At 68.7% G+C, this 21,324-nt stretch carries 26 protein-coding genes and 2 tRNA genes; 14 read left to right on the top strand and 14 right to left on the bottom strand.

Annotation, left to right across the window (positions count from 1 at the left end):
- The first annotated feature begins 97 nt into the window (after positions 1-97).
- Positions 98-1,171: an alkene reductase gene (locus tag IFT89_RS11795; protein WP_086474912.1), complete on the top strand. Its 1,074-nt coding sequence runs from the start codon at positions 98-100 to the stop codon at positions 1,169-1,171.
- A 60-nt stretch (positions 1,172-1,231) separates the two neighbouring features.
- On the opposite strand, the gene IFT89_RS11790 is transcribed toward IFT89_RS11795, so the two are convergent.
- Positions 1,232-2,725 (bottom strand): helix-turn-helix transcriptional regulator, encoded by a 1,494-nt coding sequence (locus IFT89_RS11790; protein ID WP_124767358.1) that lies wholly within the window; start codon positions 2,723-2,725, stop codon positions 1,232-1,234.
- Between the two features lie 151 nt (positions 2,726-2,876).
- Between IFT89_RS11790 and aceA the strand changes: the two genes are divergently transcribed.
- From aceA to IFT89_RS11770, 4 genes are all read left to right on the top strand, one after another.
- Complete coding sequence (gene aceA / locus IFT89_RS11785; protein WP_192005878.1) at positions 2,877-4,223, top strand: isocitrate lyase; 1,347 nt, start codon at positions 2,877-2,879, stop codon at positions 4,221-4,223.
- A gap of 85 nt (positions 4,224-4,308) precedes the next feature.
- Positions 4,309-5,973: a malate synthase A gene (aceB, locus tag IFT89_RS11780; RefSeq protein ID WP_202939056.1), complete on the top strand. Its 1,665-nt coding sequence runs from the start codon at positions 4,309-4,311 to the stop codon at positions 5,971-5,973.
- 168 nt (positions 5,974-6,141) lie between these two features.
- On the top strand, positions 6,142-6,768 hold the full coding sequence (locus tag IFT89_RS11775; protein WP_194645129.1) for a hypothetical protein: 627 nt from the start codon (positions 6,142-6,144) through the stop codon (positions 6,766-6,768).
- Between the two features lie 60 nt (positions 6,769-6,828).
- Positions 6,829-8,040 (top strand): pyridoxal phosphate-dependent aminotransferase, encoded by a 1,212-nt coding sequence (locus tag IFT89_RS11770; RefSeq protein WP_202939055.1) that lies wholly within the window; start codon positions 6,829-6,831, stop codon positions 8,038-8,040.
- 48 nt (positions 8,041-8,088) lie between these two features.
- On the opposite strand, the gene IFT89_RS11765 is transcribed toward IFT89_RS11770, so the two are convergent.
- The 8 genes from IFT89_RS11765 to IFT89_RS11730 form a co-directional block, all read right to left on the bottom strand.
- Entirely contained in the window at positions 8,089-9,225 is a 1,137-nt protein-coding gene (locus IFT89_RS11765; RefSeq protein ID WP_202939054.1) for a UDP-N-acetylmuramate dehydrogenase, read from the bottom strand.
- An 11-nt stretch (positions 9,226-9,236) separates the two neighbouring features.
- Entirely contained in the window at positions 9,237-9,668 is a 432-nt protein-coding gene (locus IFT89_RS11760; RefSeq protein ID WP_229940084.1) for a MaoC family dehydratase, read from the bottom strand.
- Entirely contained in the window at positions 9,665-10,114 is a 450-nt protein-coding gene (locus tag IFT89_RS11755; protein ID WP_191941776.1) for a MaoC family dehydratase N-terminal domain-containing protein, read from the bottom strand. Before IFT89_RS11755 ends, IFT89_RS11760 begins: the two co-directional genes overlap by 4 nt.
- A gap of 63 nt (positions 10,115-10,177) precedes the next feature.
- Complete coding sequence (locus IFT89_RS11750) at positions 10,178-10,975, bottom strand: sulfite exporter TauE/SafE family protein (protein WP_191941777.1); 798 nt, start codon at positions 10,973-10,975, stop codon at positions 10,178-10,180.
- Positions 10,972-11,562: a histidine phosphatase family protein gene (locus IFT89_RS11745; protein ID WP_202939053.1), complete on the bottom strand. Its 591-nt coding sequence runs from the start codon at positions 11,560-11,562 to the stop codon at positions 10,972-10,974. Before IFT89_RS11745 ends, IFT89_RS11750 begins: the two co-directional genes overlap by 4 nt.
- Positions 11,563-11,571: 9 nt before the next feature.
- Positions 11,572-11,925, bottom strand: a complete 354-nt coding sequence (locus IFT89_RS11740) for a DUF3253 domain-containing protein (RefSeq protein WP_191941778.1) — start codon at positions 11,923-11,925, stop codon at positions 11,572-11,574.
- A 21-nt stretch (positions 11,926-11,946) separates the two neighbouring features.
- Positions 11,947-12,393, bottom strand: coding sequence for an ImmA/IrrE family metallo-endopeptidase (locus tag IFT89_RS11735; protein WP_159879943.1), 447 nt, complete (start codon positions 12,391-12,393; stop codon positions 11,947-11,949).
- Entirely contained in the window at positions 12,338-12,781 is a 444-nt protein-coding gene (locus IFT89_RS11730) for a helix-turn-helix domain-containing protein (RefSeq protein ID WP_085512825.1), read from the bottom strand. The genes IFT89_RS11735 and IFT89_RS11730 overlap by 56 nt, the downstream gene beginning before the upstream one ends.
- Positions 12,782-12,935: 154 nt before the next feature.
- On the opposite strand from IFT89_RS11730, the gene IFT89_RS11725 reads away from it, so the two are divergent.
- The 4 genes from IFT89_RS11725 to IFT89_RS11710 all read left to right on the top strand — a co-directional run bounded on the left by IFT89_RS11725 (position 12,936) and on the right by IFT89_RS11710 (position 15,762).
- Positions 12,936-13,316, top strand: coding sequence for a hypothetical protein (locus tag IFT89_RS11725; protein ID WP_202939052.1), 381 nt, complete (start codon positions 12,936-12,938; stop codon positions 13,314-13,316).
- Positions 13,317-13,425: 109 nt separating this feature from the next.
- Positions 13,426-14,112: a M23 family metallopeptidase gene (locus tag IFT89_RS11720; RefSeq protein WP_191941781.1), complete on the top strand. Its 687-nt coding sequence runs from the start codon at positions 13,426-13,428 to the stop codon at positions 14,110-14,112.
- A 106-nt stretch (positions 14,113-14,218) separates the two neighbouring features.
- Entirely contained in the window at positions 14,219-14,992 is a 774-nt protein-coding gene (locus IFT89_RS11715) for a M23 family metallopeptidase (RefSeq protein WP_202939051.1), read from the top strand.
- A gap of 80 nt (positions 14,993-15,072) precedes the next feature.
- Positions 15,073-15,762, top strand: a complete 690-nt coding sequence (locus IFT89_RS11710) for a M23 family metallopeptidase (RefSeq protein ID WP_202939050.1) — start codon at positions 15,073-15,075, stop codon at positions 15,760-15,762.
- A 102-nt stretch (positions 15,763-15,864) separates the two neighbouring features.
- Here IFT89_RS11710 and IFT89_RS11705 read toward each other — a convergent pair whose 3' ends face one another.
- The gene (locus IFT89_RS11705; protein ID WP_194645123.1) at positions 15,865-16,566 is read right to left on the bottom strand and encodes an SDR family oxidoreductase; all 702 of its coding nucleotides are present in this window, start codon (positions 16,564-16,566) and stop codon (positions 15,865-15,867) included.
- A 92-nt stretch (positions 16,567-16,658) separates the two neighbouring features.
- Between IFT89_RS11705 and IFT89_RS11700 the strand changes: the two genes are divergently transcribed.
- The gene (locus tag IFT89_RS11700) at positions 16,659-17,057 is read left to right on the top strand and encodes a MerR family transcriptional regulator (RefSeq protein ID WP_202939049.1); all 399 of its coding nucleotides are present in this window, start codon (positions 16,659-16,661) and stop codon (positions 17,055-17,057) included.
- 143 nt (positions 17,058-17,200) lie between these two features.
- Positions 17,201-17,773, top strand: a complete 573-nt coding sequence (locus IFT89_RS11695; protein WP_202939048.1) for a hypothetical protein — start codon at positions 17,201-17,203, stop codon at positions 17,771-17,773.
- Positions 17,774-17,803: 30 nt separating this feature from the next.
- Here the strand turns inward: IFT89_RS11695 and IFT89_RS11690 are convergent, their stop codons facing one another.
- Positions 17,804-18,175, bottom strand: a complete 372-nt coding sequence (locus tag IFT89_RS11690) for a PH domain-containing protein (RefSeq protein ID WP_056014031.1) — start codon at positions 18,173-18,175, stop codon at positions 17,804-17,806.
- Between the two features lie 129 nt (positions 18,176-18,304).
- On the opposite strand from IFT89_RS11690, the gene IFT89_RS11685 reads away from it, so the two are divergent.
- The 3 genes from IFT89_RS11685 (at position 18,305) to otsB (ending at position 20,408) form a co-directional block, all read left to right on the top strand.
- Positions 18,305-18,832, top strand: a complete 528-nt coding sequence (locus IFT89_RS11685; protein ID WP_202939047.1) for a hypothetical protein — start codon at positions 18,305-18,307, stop codon at positions 18,830-18,832.
- Positions 18,833-18,869: 37 nt separating this feature from the next.
- Positions 18,870-19,367 carry a DUF3592 domain-containing protein gene (locus tag IFT89_RS11680; protein ID WP_202939046.1) on the top strand — a complete coding sequence of 166 codons (498 nt, stop codon included), beginning with the start codon at positions 18,870-18,872 and terminating at the stop codon, positions 19,365-19,367.
- A gap of 264 nt (positions 19,368-19,631) precedes the next feature.
- Positions 19,632-20,408, top strand: a complete 777-nt coding sequence (otsB, locus tag IFT89_RS11675) for a trehalose-phosphatase (protein ID WP_202939045.1) — start codon at positions 19,632-19,634, stop codon at positions 20,406-20,408.
- A gap of 100 nt (positions 20,409-20,508) precedes the next feature.
- Here the strand turns inward: otsB and IFT89_RS11670 are convergent.
- The 3 genes from IFT89_RS11670 to IFT89_RS11660 form a co-directional block, all read right to left on the bottom strand.
- Positions 20,509-20,585 (bottom strand) — tRNA-Met (locus IFT89_RS11670).
- Between the two features lie 42 nt (positions 20,586-20,627).
- Positions 20,628-20,699: transfer RNA gene (locus tag IFT89_RS11665), tRNA-Thr, on the bottom strand.
- An 80-nt stretch (positions 20,700-20,779) separates the two neighbouring features.
- Positions 20,780-21,324, bottom strand: a 545-nt coding sequence (locus IFT89_RS11660) for a lytic transglycosylase domain-containing protein (protein WP_202939044.1), incomplete at its 5' end; no start/stop codon positions are given.

The following is a 21,324-nucleotide window of genomic DNA, read 5'->3' as shown; positions in this document are numbered from 1 at the left end:
TCCAGAAGCATCATCGGAATATCGACGGCCGCAGCCGGGTTGCGTCCGGAGGCCGCGTCCTCCGCGAGCCGCATCCCCCACGAAAGGCATCACCCGTATGGATCTCTTCGCGCCCGTCCGACTCGGCGACCTCGAACTCGCCAACCGCGTCGTCATGGCCCCGCTCACCCGCATGCGGTCCGGAGCCGACGGCGTCCCCGGCGACCTCGTCGCCGAGCACTACAGCCAGCGCGCAGGACTCGGGCTCATCATCACGGAGGGCACCTACCCGAGCGCCGAGTCGCGCTCCTACCCGGGCCAGCCTGGCATCGTCACCCCCGAGCAGGTCGAGGGTTGGCGGGGCGTCGCGGAGGCCGTGCACGGAGCGGGCGGGCTCATCGTCATGCAGCTCATGAACGGCGGCCGCGTCTCGCACACCGACATCACGGGCACCGACCGCATCGTCGCGCCGAGCGCGATCGCCATCGCCGGCGAGGTCCGGACGCCCGCGGGCGCCCAGCCGTACCCCGTCCCGCACGCGCTGACCACCGAGGAGCTCGACACGGTCCGCGAGGAGTTCGTCCAGGCGGCCCGCAACGCGATCGAAGCAGGACTCGACGGCGTCGAGCTCCACGCCGCGAACGGCTACCTGCTGCACCAGTTCCTCTCCCCCGTCTCCAACGTGCGCGATGACCGCGCCGGAGGCAGCCCGGAGGCCCGCGCGTCGTACGTCGCCGAGGTCGTCAGCGCCGTCGCCGAGGCGGTCGGTGCAGCGCGCGTCGGCATCCGCATCTCCCCGATGAACGGTGCCGGTGACACGGCGGAGACCGACGAGGCCGACGTCCGCGCGACCTATGAGGCACTGCTCGACGCCCTGGCACCGCTCGGCCTCGCCTACGTCAGCATCCTCCACGAGGACCCGGCCGGCGCGCTCGTCCAGGACCTGCGCGGTCACTTCGGCGGCAAGCTCATCGTCAACAGCGGCTTCGGCACCGTCACGACGCGCGACGAGGCGATCGCCCTCGTCGAGCACGCGCACGCCGACGCCGTCGCCGTCGGGCGTCTCGCCATCGCGAACCCCGACCTCGTCGAGCGCTGGGCGGGCGAGCACGAGGAGAACACGCCGAACCCGGCCACCTTCTACGGCCCGGGCGCCGAGGGCTACACCGACTACCCGCGCCTCGCGAGCTGATCACGCTGAGGTGAGGCACCTCGTCGCTCGACACCACGTCGGGCGACGAGGTGCCTCACCTCAGTCCGCCCGCGGCGCGTGCGACTCGAGGAACTCGTACACCTCGACGGAGTCGACCCCCGGGAAGGATCCGGTCGGCAGCGCCGCCAGCAGACTCGTCGGCGTCCGCGCCGCCGGCCAGGCTTTCCCCTCCCACCGTTCGGCGAGCGCCGGCGACGCCCGACGACAGCATCGCTCGTCGGGGCAGTTCGAGGTGGACCGATGCGGCGTCTCTCGTCCGCGGAACCACTTCACGTGCGCGAACGGGACGCCGACGCTGACCGAGTACTCGCCCTCCTTGGCCTTCTCGATCCGCGAGGTGCACCAGAAGGTGCCCGTGTCCATGTCCGTGTACTGATACCAGGGACTGAAGCGGTCCTCGACGTCGAAGACGGTCCTGGCCGTCCAGTTGCGGCAGACGAGCGAGCCTTCCACCGCTCCGAGGACGTCGGACGGGAACGTGACCCCGTCGTTCTCGTACGCCTTGATGATCGTCCCCGACTCGTGCACCTTCATGAAATGCACCGGGAGTCCGAGGTGCCTCGTCGCGAGGTTCGTGAAGCGGTGCGCGGCGGTCTCGTACGACACCGCGAACGCGTCGCGCAGGTCCTCCATCGAGATGCGCCGGAGCTGTTTCGCCTCACCGAGGACGCGCACGGCGTCACGCTCGGGCAGCAGGATGGCCGCCGTCAGGTAGTTGGTCTCGACGCGCTGGCGCAGAAAGTCCGCGTAGTTTCCCGGCTCCTCGTGTCCGCACAGGTGACTGGCGAACGCCTGGAGGATGGGGGAACGCGAATCACGGGACATCGAGGGTTCGGTCGGCAGGTAGATCCGACCGTTGCGCCGGTCGGTGACCGAGCGCGTCGAGTGCGGCAGGTCGCCGACGTAGTGGAGCGAGAACCCGAGGTGCTGTGCCATCTCCGCGACCGTCTGGTGCGAGACCGGCCCTCCGGTGTAGCCGACGGCGTCGAGCAGTCCTTTCGCGACGGCCTCGAGCTCGGGGAAGTGGTTGTCGGCCGCGCGCATGTCCGCCCGGAGGACGGCGTTGGCCCGGCGCGCCTCCTCGGGTGTCGCCGCTCGCTCCCGATGCAGGCGGGCGACCTCGTCGTGCAGCGCCAGCACGGTGCGCAGCGTCTCGTCCGCTGTCCCTTTCGAGACGCGGATGGGCGCGATCCCGAGGGCGGAGAAGACGGGCCCCCGCTGGGCACGCTCGACGGCGATCTCGAGCGCGGCCCGGTCGCTCGGCGGTTCGTCACGGAGGAGGTCGTCGACGGTGGTGCCGAGGGCCGCGGCGATGACGCGGAGCATCGACAGGCTCGGCTCCCGATGCCCGTTCTCGATCGCCGACGCCTGCGACGGTGCGCGGTCGATCGCCTGTGCGAGTTCGTCGAGGGTGAGGCCCGCACGGGATCGGGCATCGCGGATCCGGCGACCGAGGACGAGGGCGTCCGCGTGCGGAGCAGGTCCGTCACCAGCGGTGGCGGAGACGGGTGGAGCAGCGGCGGTGCTGGTCATGGTGATCATGCTCACACGCGCCGGTTGTTCCGGCAAACAGAAGGTCGGCCGTTCTTCTGTCCACGGATGACGTCCGTCGGGGTTGCGGCGAGCGCAGGATCGTTCCCACAGCACGACCCGCCCCACCGACCTCGACACCACAGGAGTCATCGTGAGCAACGAAGCCACCCGACCGACCGACCACCGCACGCCCCTCCGCGCCGGCGACCAGACGCAGACGGCCGAGGAACTGCAGCGCGAGTGGGACACCGACCCGCGCTGGGACGGGGTCCGCCGCGACTACACCGCTGAGGACGTCGTCCGCCTGCGCGGCGGTGTCCGGGAGGAGCCGACGCTCGCCCGCCGAGGGGCGGAGCGCTTGTGGAACCTCCTCCACACCGAGGAGTGGGTGCCTGCCCTCGGCGCGCTGACCGGCAACCAGGCCGTGCAGCAGGTCCGGGCTGGCCTGCAGGCGATCTACCTCTCCGGCTGGCAGGTCGCCGCCGACGCGAACCTCTCCGGGCAGACCTACCCCGATCAGAGCCTCTACCCGGCGAACTCGGTTCCGGCGGTCGTCCGGCGGATCAACAACGCGCTGCTCCGGGCCGAACAGATCGACTTCGCCGAGCGAGCTGTCGGGGAGACGCCGGGACCCGAGGCGATCGACTGGCTCGCGCCGATCGTCGCCGACGCCGAAGCCGGCTTCGGTGGACCGCTGAACGCCTACGAACTCATGGCCGGCATGATCCAGGCCGGCGCCGCGGGCGTCCACTGGGAGGACCAGCTCGCGGCTGAGAAGAAGTGCGGCCACATGGGCGGCAAGGTGCTGGTACCGACGAGCCAGCACATCCGGACCCTCAATGCGGCCCGGCTGGCGGCGGACGTCGCCGGTGTCCCGACCATCGTCATCGCCCGCACCGATGCGCTGGCAGCAACGCTCCTCACGAGTGACATCGACGAACGCGATCTGCCGTTCCTGAACGGGAACCGGACCCCGGAGGGCTTCTACGAGGTGGAGAACGGCATCGGTCCGGTGCTCGCACGCGGCCTCGCCTACGCGGAGTACGCCGACCTGCTCTGGGTCGAGTCCGCGGAACCCGACCTCGACCTCGCCCGGCGGTTCGCCGAGGCCGTCCACGAGCGGTTCCCGGGCAAGCTGCTCGCCTACAACTGCTCGCCGTCGTTCAACTGGAAGTCGCTCCTCGACGATGCGCAGATCGCGTCCTTCCAGCGGGAGCTCGCCGCCATGGGATACGCGTTCCAGTTCATCACCCTCGCCGGCTTCCACGCGTTGAACCACTCGATGTTCACCCTGGCGAGCGACTACCGGGAGCGGGCGATGAGCGCCTACGTCGACCTCCAGGAAGCCGAGTTCGCCGCAGAAGCCAGCGGCTACACCGCCACCAAGCACCAGCGGGAGGTCGGTACCGGCTACTTCGACCTGGTCGCGACCGCCCTCAACCCCGGCAGCGCCACCCTCGCCCTCGCCGGATCGACCGAGGAACAACAGTTCCACTGATCCACACCAGCCCCGCCCTTCGACAAGCTCAGGGACCGCTCGAAGGACCCATCCGACGCACGACCATCCGAAACGGAGTCACCCCATGAACACCCTGCTCGCTTCCCCGTCCACACCCACCACCGGGCCGGTGCCCACGCAGCGCACCGGCCCCGCCATCGAGGTCGTCGGTCGTCTCGGTGACCGGTACGAGGAGATCCTCACCCCGGACGCGCTCGCCTTCCTCGCGGACCTGCACCAGCGGTTCGCGGGTGCGCGCCATGACCGCCTCGCCGAGCGCATGCGCCGACGCTTCGAGATCGGCAACGGCCGCGACCCGCGGTTCCGCGATGACACCGCGTCGATCCGGGAGGACCGCTCCTGGCGCGTCGCCGGCGCCGGGCCAGGTCTCGAGGACCGCCGGGTCGAGATCACCGGCCCCACCGATCCGAAGATGACGATCAACGCCCTCAACTCCGGCGCGAACGTCTGGCTCGCCGACCAGGAGGACGCGACGAGCCCAACGTGGGCCAACGTCATCGGTGGTCAGCTCTCGCTGCGCGACGCCGTCCGCGGCGAGCTGACGTTCACGAACGAGACGGGGAAGGTGTACCGCGTCACCGCGACGGAGACGCCGACGATCGTCATGCGCCCGCGCGGCTGGCACCTCGTGGAGAAGCACCTGCGGTTCATCGACCGATCCGGGGCGGCGATGGCGGCCTCCGGGAGCCTCGTCGACTACGGCCTCTATGTCTTCCACAACGCCCGCCCGCTCATCGACGCCGGCCGCGGGCCGTACTTCTACCTCCCGAAGCTGGAGTCGAGCGAGGAGGCGCAGCTCTGGGACGACGTCTTCACGTTCACCGAGGAACGCCTGGGTCTCGACCATGGGACGATCCGCGCCACCGTGCTCATCGAGACGCTGCCGGCGGCGTTCGAGATGGACGAGATCCTGTACGCGCTCCGCGACCACTGCGCCGGTCTCAACGCCGGTCGGTGGGACTACATCTTCTCGATCATCAAGAACTACCGGGGGCGCGGTGCCCGGTTCGTCCTGCCCGACCGCAGCGAGGTGACGATGACGGTGCCGTTCATGCGCGCCTACACGGAACTCCTCGTGCAGACGTGCCACCGCCGCGGTGCGCACGCGATCGGCGGGATGTCCGCGTTCATCCCGAACCGGCGCGATCCGGAGGCGACGGCGCGCGCGATCGAGAAGGTCTCGGCCGACAAGCGCCGCGAGGCGGGCGACGGCTTCGACGGGACCTGGGTGGCGCACCCGGACCTCATCGAGACCGCCAGGGCCGAGTTCGACGCGGTCCTCGGTGATCGTCCGAACCAGCTCGACCGCCTGCGGGAGGACGTGTCGGTGACACCAGCGCAGCTCCTCGACGTCCGCATCGGTCGCGCGGTCACGGACGCCGGTCTCCGCGACAACGTGTCGATCGCCGTCCGCTACCTCGACTCCTGGCTCCGCGGGATCGGCGCCGCGGCCATCGACGGGCTGATGGAGGATGCGGCGACGGCGGAGATCAGCCGATCGCAGGTCTGGCAGTGGATCCACCAGGACGTCGCGACCGACGACGGCCGTCCGATCACCCGTGAGCGGGTCGAGGACCTCCTCGACGAGCTCCTCGCCTCGCTGCCCCGCACCGCGGACGACCGCTTCGACGACGCCGCCGAGCTGTTCCGCGAGGTGGCACTCCGCGACGAGTTCCCGACCTTCCTCACCGTCCCGGCGTACACGCGGTACCTCGTCGACCCCGCGTAGGTGCACCACGTCCACAACTCCTGCTCTCCATGGACCGTCAGCTCCGGCCCGCGCGCCGTCCACGCGCGGCGGTCGAGGCCGTCGGTGCTGGCGCAGGAGTTGTGGACCGACGCACGGCGGTTCCAGCGCCCTTGTCCGGTCCGCACGGGCCCCCGTAGAGTCGGGCGTATGACCCAGAACGTGCAGGAAGCATCGACCGTCGGGAACATGTCGCCGGGTGGGCCGTCGTCGGCACTCCAGCAGGCGCATCGATGGAACGCCTCGAGCCGCTACGGCGCCTCGCTCGTCGCGATCATCCTCGGAGCGTACCTCGTCATGCGCGCACCCCTGAACGTCATGTGGCTGCAGCCGGCCAGCGATACGGAGGTGATCGGGAACTTCGTCCTCGAGTTCGTCGTCGCCGGCGCCGTCCTCCTCGGAGGTGTGTCACTCGCCCCGGTATCGGTTGGTCGTCGGCTGATCGCGGCCGCGGTCGTCGTGGCCTGTCTCGCGTTCCACGTCGTGGGATCCGCGACGGCGAGCATCTCGACGCCGCCGTTCCTGCTGTTCGCGTCGTTCGCCGTGACCCTCGGTGGACTCGCAGGCGCGGCCGCATGGCTGATCGTCCGCGGACGATCCTGGCCGACGCTGATCCTGCTCCTCGCGTTCGCGGTCCTTCCAACACTGGCCGAACGGCTGAGCTACACCGGTTGGTCGGGTGTCGTCCGTGAGGAACTCCTCCTGATCGTCTCGGGACTCATCGGCATCGGCGTCGCCTGGGCCGGCGCCGCCATCGACCGCACCCGATCCGTGTAACCGCCGAGCGACGGCGTCACGCACTGTCCTCGCGACACCGGGTTCGGTACGCTCGGACTCGTGCCTGAATCGACTCCCACGCCCCGCCTGTCCACGAAGATCTCAGCGATCGCCGAGTCCGCCACGCTGAAGGTGGACGCGAAGGCGAAGGCGCTGCAGGCGCAAGGCCGGCCCGTGATCTCCTACGCGGCGGGCGAGCCCGACTTCCCGACGCCCGAGCACATCGTCGAAGCGGCGCTCGTCGCCGCCCGCGACCCGAAGGCGCACCGGTACACCCCCGCGGCCGGCCTGCCCGACCTCCGCGCCGCCATCGCGGAGAAGACGCGCCGCGACTCCGGTCTCGAGGTCGACCCGAGCCGCGTCATCGTCACCAACGGCGGCAAGCAGTCGGTGTACGAGGCGTTCCAGGTCCTCTTGAACCCGGGCGACGAGGTCATCGTGCCGACTCCGTTCTGGACCACCTACCCCGAGGCCATCGCGCTCGCCGACGGTGTCGCGGTCGACGTCTTCGCCGACGCCTCGCAGAACTACCAGGTCACCGTCGAGCAGCTCGAGGCGGCGCGCACCCCGCGCACCAAGGTCCTCCTGTTCGTCTCCCCTTCGAACCCGACCGGGTCCGTCTACTCGCCGGAGCAGACGAAGGCGATCGGCGAGTGGGCGCTCGAGCACGGCATCTGGGTCATCACCGACGAGATCTACCAGAACCTCACCTACGACGGCGTCCGCGCGACGTCGATCGTCGAAGCGGTGCCCGAGCTCGCCGAGCAGACGCTCCTCGTCAACGGCGTCGCCAAGACGTACGCGATGACGGGCTGGCGCGTCGGGTGGACCGTCGGCCCGGCGGACGCGATCAAGGCGCTCGGCAACCTCCAGTCGCACCTCTCCGGCAACGTGAACAACATCGCGCAGCGCGCGGCGATCGCGGCCCTCACCGGTCCGCAGGACGCCGCTGAGGCGATGCGTGAGGCGTTCGACCGCCGTCGCAAGCTCATCGTCGGCGAGCTCAACAAGATCGACGGCTTCGAGACGCCGACCCCGCAGGGCGCCTTCTACGTCTACCCCGACGTCACGGCGCTGCTCGGCCGCACGTTCGGCGGCGTGACGCCCACGACGTCGCTCGAACTCGCCGACCTCATGCTCGACCAGGCCGAGGTCGCGGCCGTGCCCGGCGAGGCGTTCGGGCCGTCGGGCTACCTGCGCTTCAGCTACGCGCTCGGCGACGACCAGCTCCTCGAGGGCGTCCAGCGTCTCCAGCGCCTGTTCGCGTCCTGACCCGAGGTCCGCTCGCTCGTCTCCGGGCGAGCGGACCTCGCATCAGCGTCAGATCGTGACGCCGACCACCACGGGTTCGGGCTGCAGGAGGACGCCGAACTCGGCGTGGACGCGCGCCTGCACGAATCTCGCGAGCTCGGCGATCTCGGTGGCGGTCGCCCCGCCCCGGTTCGTCAGGGCGAGCGTGTGCTTCGTGGAGACCGCAGCGTGCGATCCGGGGAGCGCGAACCCGCGACGGACGCCGGCCCGCTCGATCAGCCAGGCCGCCGAGAGCTTCGCGAGGCGCTCCACAGGAGCCGGTCGGGGCGGGTTGACGACCTCGCCGAGCGGGAAGACGTACTCGGTGTCGTCGTCGGCCGCCGGGTCCACCGGCCACCACGGGGCGTCTCCCGGCAGCGATCGGGCGACGTGCTCCGACACGATCGGGTTCGTGAAGAACGAACCGGCGCTGGCGGTGTCGTGGTCGTCGGGATCGAGCACCATGCCCTTCGACGCCCGGAGCGCGAGCACGGTCGTACGCACCTGGGCCAGGCGGACCTGCTCGCCGACCTCCACGCCGAGCGCGAAGGCGAGCTGCTGATAGGCGACCGGTGCGGCCAGGCCGTCGACGCCGACGTCGTCGAGGTCGATGATGATCGCCACGACCACGCCGGAGCGCTCAGGCTCTCCGCCACCGTGGCGTTTCAAGACCGACGTCCGGTAGCCGAGCCCGAGCTCCGCGGCCGGAACGCGCTCGACGGTCTGCGACTCCTCGTCGAGCAGGTCGACGGCGACGAGCGACGACACGATCTCCTGCCCGTAGGCGCCGATGTTCTGGACGGGGGCAGCCCCACAGGATCCCGGAATGCCGGAGAGCGCCTCGATGCCCGCGAAGCCGTGCTCCACGGTGAAGGCGACGAGCGCGTCCCAGTCCTCACCGGCCTGCACCCGCAGGCGGACACGGCCGGACGGCGCGTCGAGGCGTTCGATGCCGCGGTTCGCCGCCCGGATGACGGTCGCGTCGAGGGGCTCGTCGCCGATCAGCAGGTTCGACCCGCCGCCAAGCAGCAGCCACGGCTGGTCGGTGTTCCAGACGTCGAGCACGGCATCGATCAGCTCAGCCTCGCTCGTGCACTCCACGAAGGCGGCGGCGGGCCCGCCCACCCCGAGGGTGGTGAGCTCGCTCAGACGGATGGCGTCGTTCATGATCCTCCGGGTCAGGCGAAGCTGATGACCAGCTGCGCCTTGCCGAGCACCGTCTGCTCGGCGTAGGTGACGGTGAGGTCGACGCGCGCGGTGTTGGCTTCCTCGTCGACCTTGCCGACCTTGGCGACGATCTGGAGGTCGGCACCGGTCTCGGGGTCGACGACGACCGGTCGGGTGAACCGCACCTGGTATTCGAGCACCCGACCGGGGTCGCCGATCCAGTCGACCACCGGCTGGGCCGCGATCCCCATCGTCAGCATGCCGTGGGCGAGCACGCCCGGCAGCCCGACGGATGCGGCGACGTCGTCGCGGTAGTGGATGGGGTTGAAGTCTCCGGAGGCGCCGGCGTACCGCACGAGGGCGTCGCGCGTCAGGTGGACGGTCCGCTCCGCGACGACGTCTCCGACAGCCGGCATGGTCGGGGTCTGCTGCACGTCGCTCATCCTTCGTCTCCTCGCACCACGAGCGTCGAGGTCGCGGTGACCACCGGCTCGCCGGTGGCGTCGGTCATGACCGAGTCGCACGTCACCATCGAGTGGCCGCCCAGGGACTTCACCGCGGTGACGGTCAGCTGCGCGGTGAGCTCGTCGCCGGCGACGATCGGACGGTGGTGCACGAAGCGCTGGTCGCCGTGGACCACCCGGGTGAAGTCGATACCCGCGTCGGGTGCGGCGAGCAGTTGCTGGAGCGTGTGCTCCTGGACGACGACGGCGAAGGTGGGCGGCGCCACGACGTCGGCGTATCCTGCGGCGCGGGCCGCCTCCGGGTCGAGGTTGATCGGGTTCGTCGCGAAGACGGCCCGCGAGAACTCGCGGATCTTCTCGCGTCCGACCAGGTACGGGGCGACGGGCGGGAAGACCCGACCGGCGAGCTCTGGGTTCACTGACACGCCCTCCAGCCTACCCGCTGCCTCGGCTCGACGACCGGGCACGGATGGACCGGCGAGGGTCGGTCAGGAGCGCTTGAGCGCCTGGAACACCATGCGGATGGCGATGACCACGAGGAACGCCGCGAAGAGCAGGTTGCCGACGAACGGCGGGACGACCGACGCGACGATGGCGCCGAGGGCCGTGGTCGTGCAGGCGGCGACACCGATGATCGCTGCGGCCGTCAGGTCGACGTTGCCTCGCCTGACGTTGCCGATGGTGCCGGAGATCGCGGTCGGCACCATCATGAGCAGCGAGGTGCCCTTCGCGATGAGGTCGCTCGCGCCGAACAAGAGAATGAGCATCGGCACGACGACGACCCCGCCGCCGATGCCGAGCAGCCCCGACAGGACGCCGGTCAGGAAGCCGAGCACGATGAGGCCGATGATCGAGCCGACGTGCAGATCGATCTCGGCTGTGCGGGACGGGACGATGAGGAACAGCGAGACCACCACGACGAGCAGGAAGCCGATGAAGCCCCACTGGAGCGCCTTCTTGGGGAGCTTGGAGAGGAGGTAGCTGCCGAGTTGTGCGCCGCCGATCGCGCCGACCGCCAGGAGGATCGCCGCCACCCAGTCGACGGTGCCGTTCACCGCGTAGGACACGACGCCGACGAGCGAGGTCGGGACGATCGCCGCGAGCGACGTTCCGGCGGCGAGCCGCTGGCCGAAGCCGAGCAGGAAGACGACGGCGGGGACGATGAGGATGCCGCCGCCGACCCCGAACAGCCCGGAGAGGAATCCGGCGGTCAGTCCGATGCCGATGAGCCAGGCGATGCCCGACGGGGAGCGGACCGGACGGCCGGTCGGGTCGCTCCCGCTCACTGCGCGCTGGAGCCGGACAGCGCCGTCTCGAGCGAGGGCGTCGTGCGAGCGGTACCGGCGTCCAGGAGCGACCAACCGGAGTCCGTCGCCTCGATGACCGACACGGAGCAGTTCTCCAGCGGCGGGACCGTCGTACCGGAGAGGTGGCTGAGCGTGAGTCGGATGAGCGTGCCGTGGCTCACGACGAGGACGTTCTGCCCGGGGAAGTCGCGTGCGATGGCGTCGATGCCGCGGAGTCCGCGTTCGATGACCGACTCCTCGGTCTCGAGGTTCGGGTACTGGTGGTCTGGCCAGTTCTCGAGGACCATCTGCGCCGTCGCGCCCTCGGCGTCGCCGTAGTGGCGCTCGACGACGTCGGGGTAGGTGGGGCCGAGCTCGAGACCCAGCGCGTCCGCGATGATCTGCGCGGTCTCGCGTGCGCGCCCCAGCGGGGAGCTGACGACGACGTCCCAGGTGCCGGTGAGCCGAGGGGCGACCGTGGCCGCCTGCTCCCGCCCGGTGTCGTTCAGGGGAATGTCCGTCGTGCCCTGCAGCCGTCGTTCGAAGTTCCAGGCGGTCTGTCCGTGACGGACGAGGGCGATGGTCATGTCTCCAGCCTAACCGGCGTCGGACCGAGCGCCTCCGGTCTCAGGACGACAGGGGGCGCACGACTCGACGTCGGCGTCCTTGGCCCATCGGATCCGGATGGGGCCGCGGACCGTCTCGCGGTCGACCGCCTCGTCGCCCTGCGTGATCCGCACCCGTCCTTCTTCGACCAAGCGCCAGGCGACCCGGCGGGTGTCGTCCATCAGCGCTCGCCAGTCGTCGCCACCGACCGCTCGAGCGACGTCGGACGGACAGATGGACGAGGTCGCGGCCCGCTTCCCCAGCAGGTCGAGCATCGTCGACTCCAGGAGGTCGTCGTCTACGGCTGCCGCAGGCGTCGGGTCCGGTGCGGCTTCGTCGGTCATGGTCCCAGTATGCGCGCGCCGCTACGCGAGGTCGGCGTGCCGGGACAGATCCGCATGCTGCGCGACGAACGCCCGGGCCAGACGCTTCGTGACGCCGAGTTCCGCGACGAGATGCTCGAGGTCCGGTGCCCAGCGCGCGATGGCCCGGAACTCGTCGAGGTCGATGAGGTTCGACGCGGCGAAGCGGTCGGCCTGCACCTCGTGCTTCGGTCGGTCGTCCTCGTGGCCGAGCACGCAGTGCGCGATGCCGTGGGCGAGGGCGTTCCGCCGATGGACGGACCGGAGCGACTCCTGGATGACGATCGTGTGCGCGGACGGCAGCCAGCGCTCATGGGACACCCGCAGGGGCCGGAAGATCACGGCGAGACCGAGCTCCTCCGCGTGCGCATACGGGTCGTAGGCGCGTCCACGCTCACGGGGCTTCCGGCTCGGGTTGCTCCAGTTCTCCATCGGTGATTGCCGCCCCACGTTCCCCCTCCAACTGCTCCGTCGTCCACGACGCAGCTTCCCTCTGCCGGCGTCTGCGATCCAGCTCGTCATTCGTAGCAGTGGTGTCCGACACGGGAGCCACACGCTCATCGTCGCTCGCTTGCAGTTCGGCCTCGATCCGACTCATCCCCCCGACGGCTTGCAGTGCGTCGGCCAGGAGGCGCACCGGATCGGCGCCGGTCGCCGCGCAGAGCGTGACGAAGGTCGGGCCGCTGATCTCGCTGCGACCGGCGAGGACACGTTGCAGTGTCGTCGGACTCATCCCGGTCGCCTCAGCCAGGGCGCGCTGATTCATGCGTCGCCGCTTGTAGGCGGCCACGAGTTCGTCCGCCAACGCCTGATTGACCATCGCCTCTGCTGCGTTCACGTTCCGATCGTAGCCAGAAACCCTGTCGGGAACGGCAGAAAACCTGCCTTGTGCGCTCTATAGTGTCACCTCCGACCTGAATGATGCCAGATGAGACAACTTCTGGAAACCATCCGGGTCGTACACCACCACCCACGACGCCTGAGGAGGCACCATGACCGAACACCGGACCTCACCGGAACCACCGCCCACACCACCGACACCACCGCCCGTCCCGTTTCCTGCACAGCGGATCATCCGCACCGTGATCCAGACGACCGCGGCCGTGATCCTGAGCTCGGTGGCCTGCATCACGACCGCGAGCATCATCGCGCCACAACTCCTGGAGGCGATCCGGGAGCTCCTTCCGGACGACGTCTACGCCTGGGCGGCGGCGGCCGTGGCCACGACGGCGGCAATCGCCGCAGCGCTGGCGCGGATCATGGCGATCCCCGGCGTGAACGGGTTCCTGACGAGACTGAGAGCAGGATCCACACCCCGCCACGGACGATTCGATTCAGGCACTGAATCTGCCACTGAAGAAAGAAATTCATGATGAATCGGCAAAATGAACTGGACAAGACGACGAGATCGTCGTAGAGTCTCTCTCGAACACACGTTCGAATGTCGGAGGACACTTCCTCCATCAACAGAAAGGAGGGCTCATGGTTTTGAAGTACCAGCAACCGTTCGCACAGACGGATCAGGCGACAGACGGCTGGGGCTCCTGGGCGGATGGGCGCACACAGGCTCATCGAGGCGTCGACTACCAACCTGGGGCAGGCGCGTCGATTCCCGCAGTGGCAACCGGGACGGTGTCGCACAACGGCTGGAACTCCGCGCTCGGAAACGTCCTCGTGATCGCCCATCCAGATGGCATGTACTCGGGATACTCACACATGCGTGACCGATCGCCGCACGCGCTTGGGACGGGGATCACGCGGGGCCAGCACGTCGGCTACGTCGGGAACACCGGCACGGCGTCACGCGCTGCGCATCTGCACCTCACCATCACCCACACCGCGGACGGGACCTGGAACAACGGCGACATCAACGTCACCGTCGACCCGTACGCATTCATCAACGCTCGCCTCAATGGCGACGACCCCATCACCGCACCACCCAAACCGAAGGAGGACGACATGATTCGTCTCGCAAGGATCCCCATCAACGGCGCCAACGAGAGCGCAGGTGTGCACTGGATCGTCATCGACCACGGCGCTCGCGCCTACTGGAACGTCAAGAGCATGCCGGCGGTGGATCTGCTGCGCGCACAGGGCATCATCGAGATCCCCGACCTGCAGGCGCCGAGCATCGTGGGAACGTACCGCAACATCACCAACCTCACCTGAACCTGCTCAGTGAACGGCGCCTTCGAGCCGACCGTAACGTCTCGAGGGCGCCCATCGACGCTCGAATGCCGGAGGACATCTCCTCCACGAACAGAAAGGAGGGCTCATGGTCCTGAAGTATCAATACCCATTCGATCTCAGCCACTACGACAGCAGCGACGGGTACAACGCCCCACGAGCCGGCGGCTCAAACCATCGGGGTGCCGACTTCAACGGCTTCCCGGAGGGCACGCCGATTCCCGCGGTCGCTGCCGGAACCGTCGTCGAGAACTACCGGAGCGGAGGGCTCGGATGGCTTGTCGTCCTGGCGCACCCTGACGGCGCGTTCTCGGGGTACTGCCACATGTACCAGCAGTCCCCGCTCGCCATCGGCACCGCCGTCACGCGAGGGCAGATCCTCGGAGGAATCGGTAACACCGGCGAGTACTCCTTCGGCGCCCACCTCCACCTCACCATCGGGCTCAACCAGTCCGGCGCGACGGGCGGAGGCTCCCACTGGATCGATCACACCGATCCGATCCAGTTCATCAACGATCGCCTCAACGGCGACGACCCAGGCAACACCGGCGGACCGACCGCCCCGACTCAGGAAGAATTCGACGAAATGGCAGCTACGAAGAACGCATCGATCGTCCGCGACTACCAGAAGGAGAACGCGGGCACCCTCGCGATCGCCCTCGTGTACCCGGACGGCAAGGCCGTGAAGCTCGCGGGCAACATGGACGTGGACGGGGCGATCACCGCTCACGTGCAGGTCTACGGCATCTCGCCCACCAACCCGAACAACACGGCGCTGCGCGACAAGTACGCGTCCCAGCTCACCACTGCTCAGTGGAACGCGTTCTGGGCCGTCTACCCGGGCACCAAGATCGGCTTCTGAGCCGAGGAGCCCCACCCGATGCCCCCGAGCAGACCGTAACTGCTCGGGGGCATCCCCATCGGCACCACGAAAGGAGCCTCATGGTTCTCAAGTATCAGCACCCGTTCGCTCAGATCGACCTCGCCGACGGCTGGGGATCGATGGCCGGCGGGCGGACCCAACCGCACCGCGGGCTGGACTACCAGCCCGGCGCCGGAGCCGCGATCCCGGCGGTCGCTGCCGGCGTCGTCTCCGCCAACCGGTGGAACGCGGCCCTGGGCAACGTCCTGGTCATCGCCCACCCCGACGGCATGTACTCGGGCTACTCGCACCTGGCGGCCGCCTCACCGCACCAGGTCGGCGCGGCGATCGTCCGTGGTGAACCCGTCGGTGTCGTCGGGAACACCGGATCCGCTTCCAGCGGAGCCCATCTGCACCTCACCATCACCTTCACCGCGGACGGAACGTGGAACAACGCCGACATCGGCGTCACCACCGATCCGTATCCGTTCATCAACGCTCGTCTGAACGGCGACGACCCTGGACACCCACTCAAGGAGTCAGACATGCCCAAGATCATCAGCGTGCCAGGCGGCACCATCGCGCTCGTCACCGAGACGTTCGGCACGATGTACACGTCCACCAGCGGCGGGCAGGGGTTCTCCATCGCCGCCAACACGAAGGCGTACGGCCAGGTCACCGGCCTGACCCAGGACCAGGTCACGACGCTCGTCGCCGAGGCGAACGCACGAGGCCAGCGCATCGCCGACCTCGTCGCGGCCGCGCGGTAACCCACGCCGGCATGAGGAAGCCCCCGAGCAGACCGTAACTGCTCGGGGGCTTCCTCCATTCTGCACCGTGCACGTCTCCTGCACAGCGCCCAGGCTCCATGCTCAGGCGAACTGCGCGTAGAACGCGTCAGGGTCGTGGGCGAGCGACGCCTTGACCATCGCGCTCCAGTCGTCGACGACGACCTCGGAAGCGCCGGCCGCGACGCCGTCGAGGCTCGCCCGTGCGACGTCCGCGGGGTCGACCATGGGGCCGTCGTAGCCGGCCATGATGTCGGTGTCGGCGGCCCCGAGGTGGAGCCCCTGCACCGTGACACCCTTCGGGGCGAGTTCCAGACGCACCGCGTTCGTCATGTTCCACTCCGCAGCCTTGGCCGCGGCGTATCCGCCGGAGCCGGGGTGGGCGAACCAGCTCAGGGCGGAGAGCACGTTGACGATCGTCCCTCCACCGTTCGCTTCGATCACCGGCGCGAACGCACGCACCATGGCGAGGTTGCCCCAGTAGTGCGTGTCCATCTCCCGCCGAGCGTCCGCGAGGTCGCCGGTCAGCATCGAGCCCTGCGTCGCGATCCCGGCGTTGTTGACGAGCAACGTGACGTCGGTCGCGATCTCGGCCGCCGCAGCGACGGACGCCTGATCGGTGATGTCGAGCTGCAGCACCTCCACGCCCGGGATGTCGACGAGTTCCGGGCGCCGCGCGGTGGCGTACACCTTCGACGCGCCGCGCTCGAGCAGTTGCACGACGAACCGGCGGCCGATGCCCCGGTTCGAGCCGGTGACGAGTGCGACGGATCCTGCGATGTCCATGATTCCCTTCCGCGTGCGGGGCGATCCCGCAGCAGCCTGGTTAGGCTAAGACCTCACATCAATGTCAGGTGCAAGCCAGGAACGGAAGCTCGATGCGCATCGGAGATCTCGCGGCTCGGACCGGGGTGAGCGTCCGCTCGCTCCGGTACTACGAGGAGCAGGGGCTGCTCACCGCCACCCGCACGACGACTGGCCAACGGACCTATGAACGAGCGGCGGTGGAACGCGTCGAGCTCGTGCAGCAGCTCTTCGCCGCCGGGCTGCCGAGCCGCACGATCGTCCAACTGCTCCCCTGTGTCGATGCGGGAGTCGCGACGCCGGAGTCTCTGGAGCTGCTCCGGACCGAACGCGACCGCATCACCGCGCAACTGGCCGACCTCGAAGCAGCACGCGCCCGCTTGGAAGCGGTCATCGACATCACCCTCCACCCGACACCGGAGCACTGCCCCGCGCTGCGCGAGGAGCTTCCGGCCGAGCTGGACGCCGCCTGACCCCACCCGGCACGGCTCCGGCAGGGTCGGCCCATCGCGGCTACCATGACCACGTCGGAGGTCGAGGGCGCAACCGGTCGCTCGCCTCCACGGCAGCCGAGTCGGGCACGCCTGAGCCCGACTCCCGATCCGGGGGATCAACGATGAGTGAACCAGCGAAGCAGGGACCAGCGACTCAGAGACCAGCGACCGAGTCGGTCGCCGCCCAGGCGGCGCGCACCCGGCTCGAGGAGCGCGTGGCGGGCATCGAGTCGATCCTGATCTCGGTCCCGATGCTGCTGCTCGAGATCGCCCTCATCCTCTCGCTGTTCGTCCCCTACGCGAGCCAGACGAAGACGGATGAGGACCCTGAGTCCTTCAACCTGTTCTTCTTCCTTGCGGGATTCGCCGATCGCGACGACGACGGCGACCCGGAGGCCGCCTCGATCCTGTTCGCGAGTGCGTTCCTGATACTCATCGTCGTGATCGTCGGCACGATCTGCACCGCGCCGACCCTCGCGGGCAAGCGGGTCTCGTCGCGAGCGGGAGCGACCGCGGTGACCTTCATCATCGTGCTCATCCTCGGCAACATCGGCGCCTGGATGGTCATGCTGATGGGGGTCTACGCCGACTCGCCCTGGACCATCGGTCCAGCTCTGCCACTGCTCAACCTCGGCACCCTGCTCGCGGCGATGATCGCCTTCATGCCCGGCTACCGTCGCATCTGGGAGCGATGAGGCAGCCCAGTCCCCCGCCGATGCGATCAGCTAGTGCGCCTGGAGGACCGCCCAGGCGATGAGGCTGTCCAGACGACGGACGTCCACGCCCTTCGCGAGTTTGACCTTGATGTGCCCGGCCCGGGTCCAGAGCTCGATCTCTGAGTTCCAGTCGAGCGTTCCGGCGTTCTCCGATGACCACATGTTGATCGAGCTGTACGGCAGGGAGTAGATCTCGACCTTCTTGCCGGAGATGCCCTGCGCATCGCGCACGATCAGGCGCTTGGTCGTGAACACCGCGGAGTCGCGGAACGTCTTGAACGCTGCAACGGCCTGCTCACCCTGCACGAGCAGCTGTGTCACATCGGCGGGGATCGGAATCTCGTTCTGCAGTGTCCAGGCCATGATCGGTGCGCTTTCCATGGCCTGAGTGTGGCAGAGGATGGCGGTGGTGCGGTTGCATCGGGATGGGGACCTCTCCCCATCCGTCATTCACGTCGCAGGCCCGCGCCGTTGACATACTTGCTGCATGCCCGGAACCGACGACACCCGATGAGTGTGCTCGAGGACTATCAGTGGGCCGTCGAAGCCGAGCTGCAGAACACCCCATTCACCGTCACCAGGCTTTCCGACGGGTTCCAGGTCGGATACGATCTCGCGGACGCCCGGTGGTGGAACGTCCTCCAGCTGAACGAGGTGTCCGACAGCATCACCTACACCGTGCGGGTCGATGAGCGACGCCGGCGGTTCAGCATCACCGACACGGTCAAGCGGATGAGCTGGTCGGCTGGTGTCTCCGGCTTCGTGCCGCGCCTCTCCTGGTCGTTCTCCTGGCAATCCGGCCGTGTCCGGTACGGCAGGGTCATCATGCTCGGAACCTCCCCCGGCGGGTTCGAGATCGCGTTCAGCCCCGAGAACGAACGCGCGCGGATCAAGGAGATCGGCGAGGAACTCGGTCTGCGTCCCCGCATGAGCCCCCACGTCCGCATCGGACTCTGGGCGGCGGCCGGTGGCGTCGCGATCGGCCTGATCGTGCCCGCCATCATCATGCTGAGTCTTTCCCTCACCGGGAACCACTGATGCAGGAGCTTCGAATCGGGACGGTGGCGCACTGGTGATGGCACGCAAGCGCGCGACGGGCGACACACGCGGCTTCCTGCACAGCAGGGTGTTCCAGACGGTGGCGATCGTCCTGATGCTGTTGGCCGGTCCGGTGGCCGTGGTCGTCGGCTCCTTCATGATGGCAGCCGACAGCGACCTGTTGCAGAACGGGGAGCGGACGAGTGGGACGGTCACCGAGGTCGACGACGGCCGGAAGGCATCTCACCACCGGTTCAGGACCGACTATCTGGCACCCGACGGTTCGCCACAGTGGGTCTGGTCGGACTGGCCCCTCGACGGCAAACCCGCCGTCGGCGACGTCGTCACGGTGATCTACCGCGCGGACGACCCCGGCACGGCGGTGCTCGAGGGCTATGACGGACCGGGGACCTCGGTCGTCGGTATCGGTATCGTGCTGACCGGCGTGAGTCTCCTGATCGGCACCGCGATGCTCGTCGGCGTCCTGCTCCGTGCGGGACGGGGACCCGACCCCGGCGAGACTTCGAAGGGCTGACGCCACGCTGTTCGCGCATCCCACAGGAGAGCTGCCGATTCAGGCCGCATACAGATCTACTGCGTCGGCGTAGGCCGAGGCAGCGAAATACGGGTTCCGAACAGCGGAAGCCATCACGAGGTCGACCGGGCGGCCGAACAAGGACTCGAGGTCCTCTCGAAGACCGAAGTACGCGTCGAACGGATCCGCCGACCCCGGCACGAATTCGACGAGCAGGCGACTGCTCGACCGTCGGCGGCCGCGGGGCGAAGCTAGGCTTGGTTGATGAGCTCCGATGACGAAGTGATTCAAGCCATAACCGCTGGTTCGGATGCAGGACTCGTGATGGATTTCGACGGTGTCCTCTCCCCGATCACGGACGAGCCGGCCCTCAGCGACCTGCTGCCTGGCACGGCGCAGACGCTCGAAAACCTGGCTGGGAAGCTCTCCACGGTCGCGCTCCTCTCGGGGCGCCCGGTGAGTTTCCTCGCCGACCGCGCCATGATCCCCGGTGTCGACCTCTACGGCTCGTACGGTCTCGAACGTGTCACCGACGGCGGCATCGACGTCGTGCCCGAAGCCCAGGAGTGGACGGCTGCTGTCCAAGCCGCGACACGCGAACTCCACCGAGAACTCGACAGCATCGACGGTGTCGACGTCGAAGAGAAGTCCCTCGCCGTCGCGGTCCACTGGCGCCGTGCACTCGACCGCGCGGCGGCCGAGCAATTGGTGGCGCCGCTCGTCGAGCGCGTCATCGACGAATTCGGGCTCAGGCGGGAACCCGGCAAGTGCGTCGAAGAGCTGCAGATGCCATTGGATGAGGACAAAGGGACGGCGCTGCACAGAATCATCCGGGCTGATGGCTTGGGTGTCGTCGCATACGCCGGTGACGACCGTGGGGACCTGCCTCCGTTCAGGGTGGCGCTGGATAGCGGCGGGTATGCACTCGTCGTCGACGGCCCCGATGCTGCGGAGGAGGTCGCTTCGGTGGCCGGAGTCCACTTCTCAGGTCCGGGCGAGTTCCAGCAGTGGCTCGGGCAACTCGACGACGCTCTGGGATGACCGGACCGCTCCTCGCGGTCGTGCGCGAAGAAGCGGACGCCACGGCCCAACAGAAAAGCACCGAAGAAATCTCCGGTGCTTCTCTCTTGAACAGCTGATCTGGTAGCAGGAGAGAGATTCGAACTCTCGACCTCACGATTATGAGTCGTGCGCTCTCACCAACTGAGCTACCCTGCCACGTCTCTCCGTATGCCGGCGAGAGCAGTGACGGAGAGAACGAGCCCCGAGCGGGACTTGAACCCGCGACCTCTTCCTTACCAAGGAAGTGCTCTACCACTGAGCTATCGGAGCGCGAACCAGACCGCTCACGCGGAAATGGCACCAGTAGAGACTAGCATCCCGCGAGGGGTGCTTCGTACACCGGATCGGGATCAGTTCGCGGCGAAGGTGTCCGCGGCGTGGACGACCTTCTGCAGGTACGACGCGGCCCCGTTGTACGAGCCGATCGCCGCGATCCAATCGGCCTCGATGCGGAGGTCACGGCCACCGTGGCACAGGTAGTGCGCTGCGGCGAGCGCCGCGTCGTCGATCTGCTGCGGGTCCGCGACGCCGTCGCCGTTCCCGTCCGCGCCCCACCGCTGCCAGGTCGACGGGATGAACTGCATCGGCCCGACCGCACGATCCCATCTGGCGTCACCGTCGAAGGCGCCGCGGTCCGTGTCGGTGACGGCATCGAACTCGGTGCCGGTGAGCGCCGGGCCGACGATGGGTGGAACGGCCCGCCCGGCGTCGTCGAGGGCACCGCCGAAGATCGTGCCGTGGCCGGACTCGACGCTGCCGAGCGCGGCCAGCGTGTTCCAGGCGATCCCGCAGCCCGGCTGCGTCTCCGCAACGGCGAGCGCCGCACCGGCGTAGGCGACCATCGCCCGCTCGGGGATGCCGAGGCGGAGCGCCGTGGCCGTCGCCCAGGCACGGT

Source organism: Plantibacter sp. CFBP 13570 (assembly GCF_014841395.1).
Lineage (GTDB): Bacteria > Actinomycetota > Actinomycetes > Actinomycetales > Microbacteriaceae > Plantibacter > Plantibacter auratus.
Note: the sequence above shows the minus strand (reverse complement) of the source record. Positions and strands in the feature narration are given on the sequence as shown.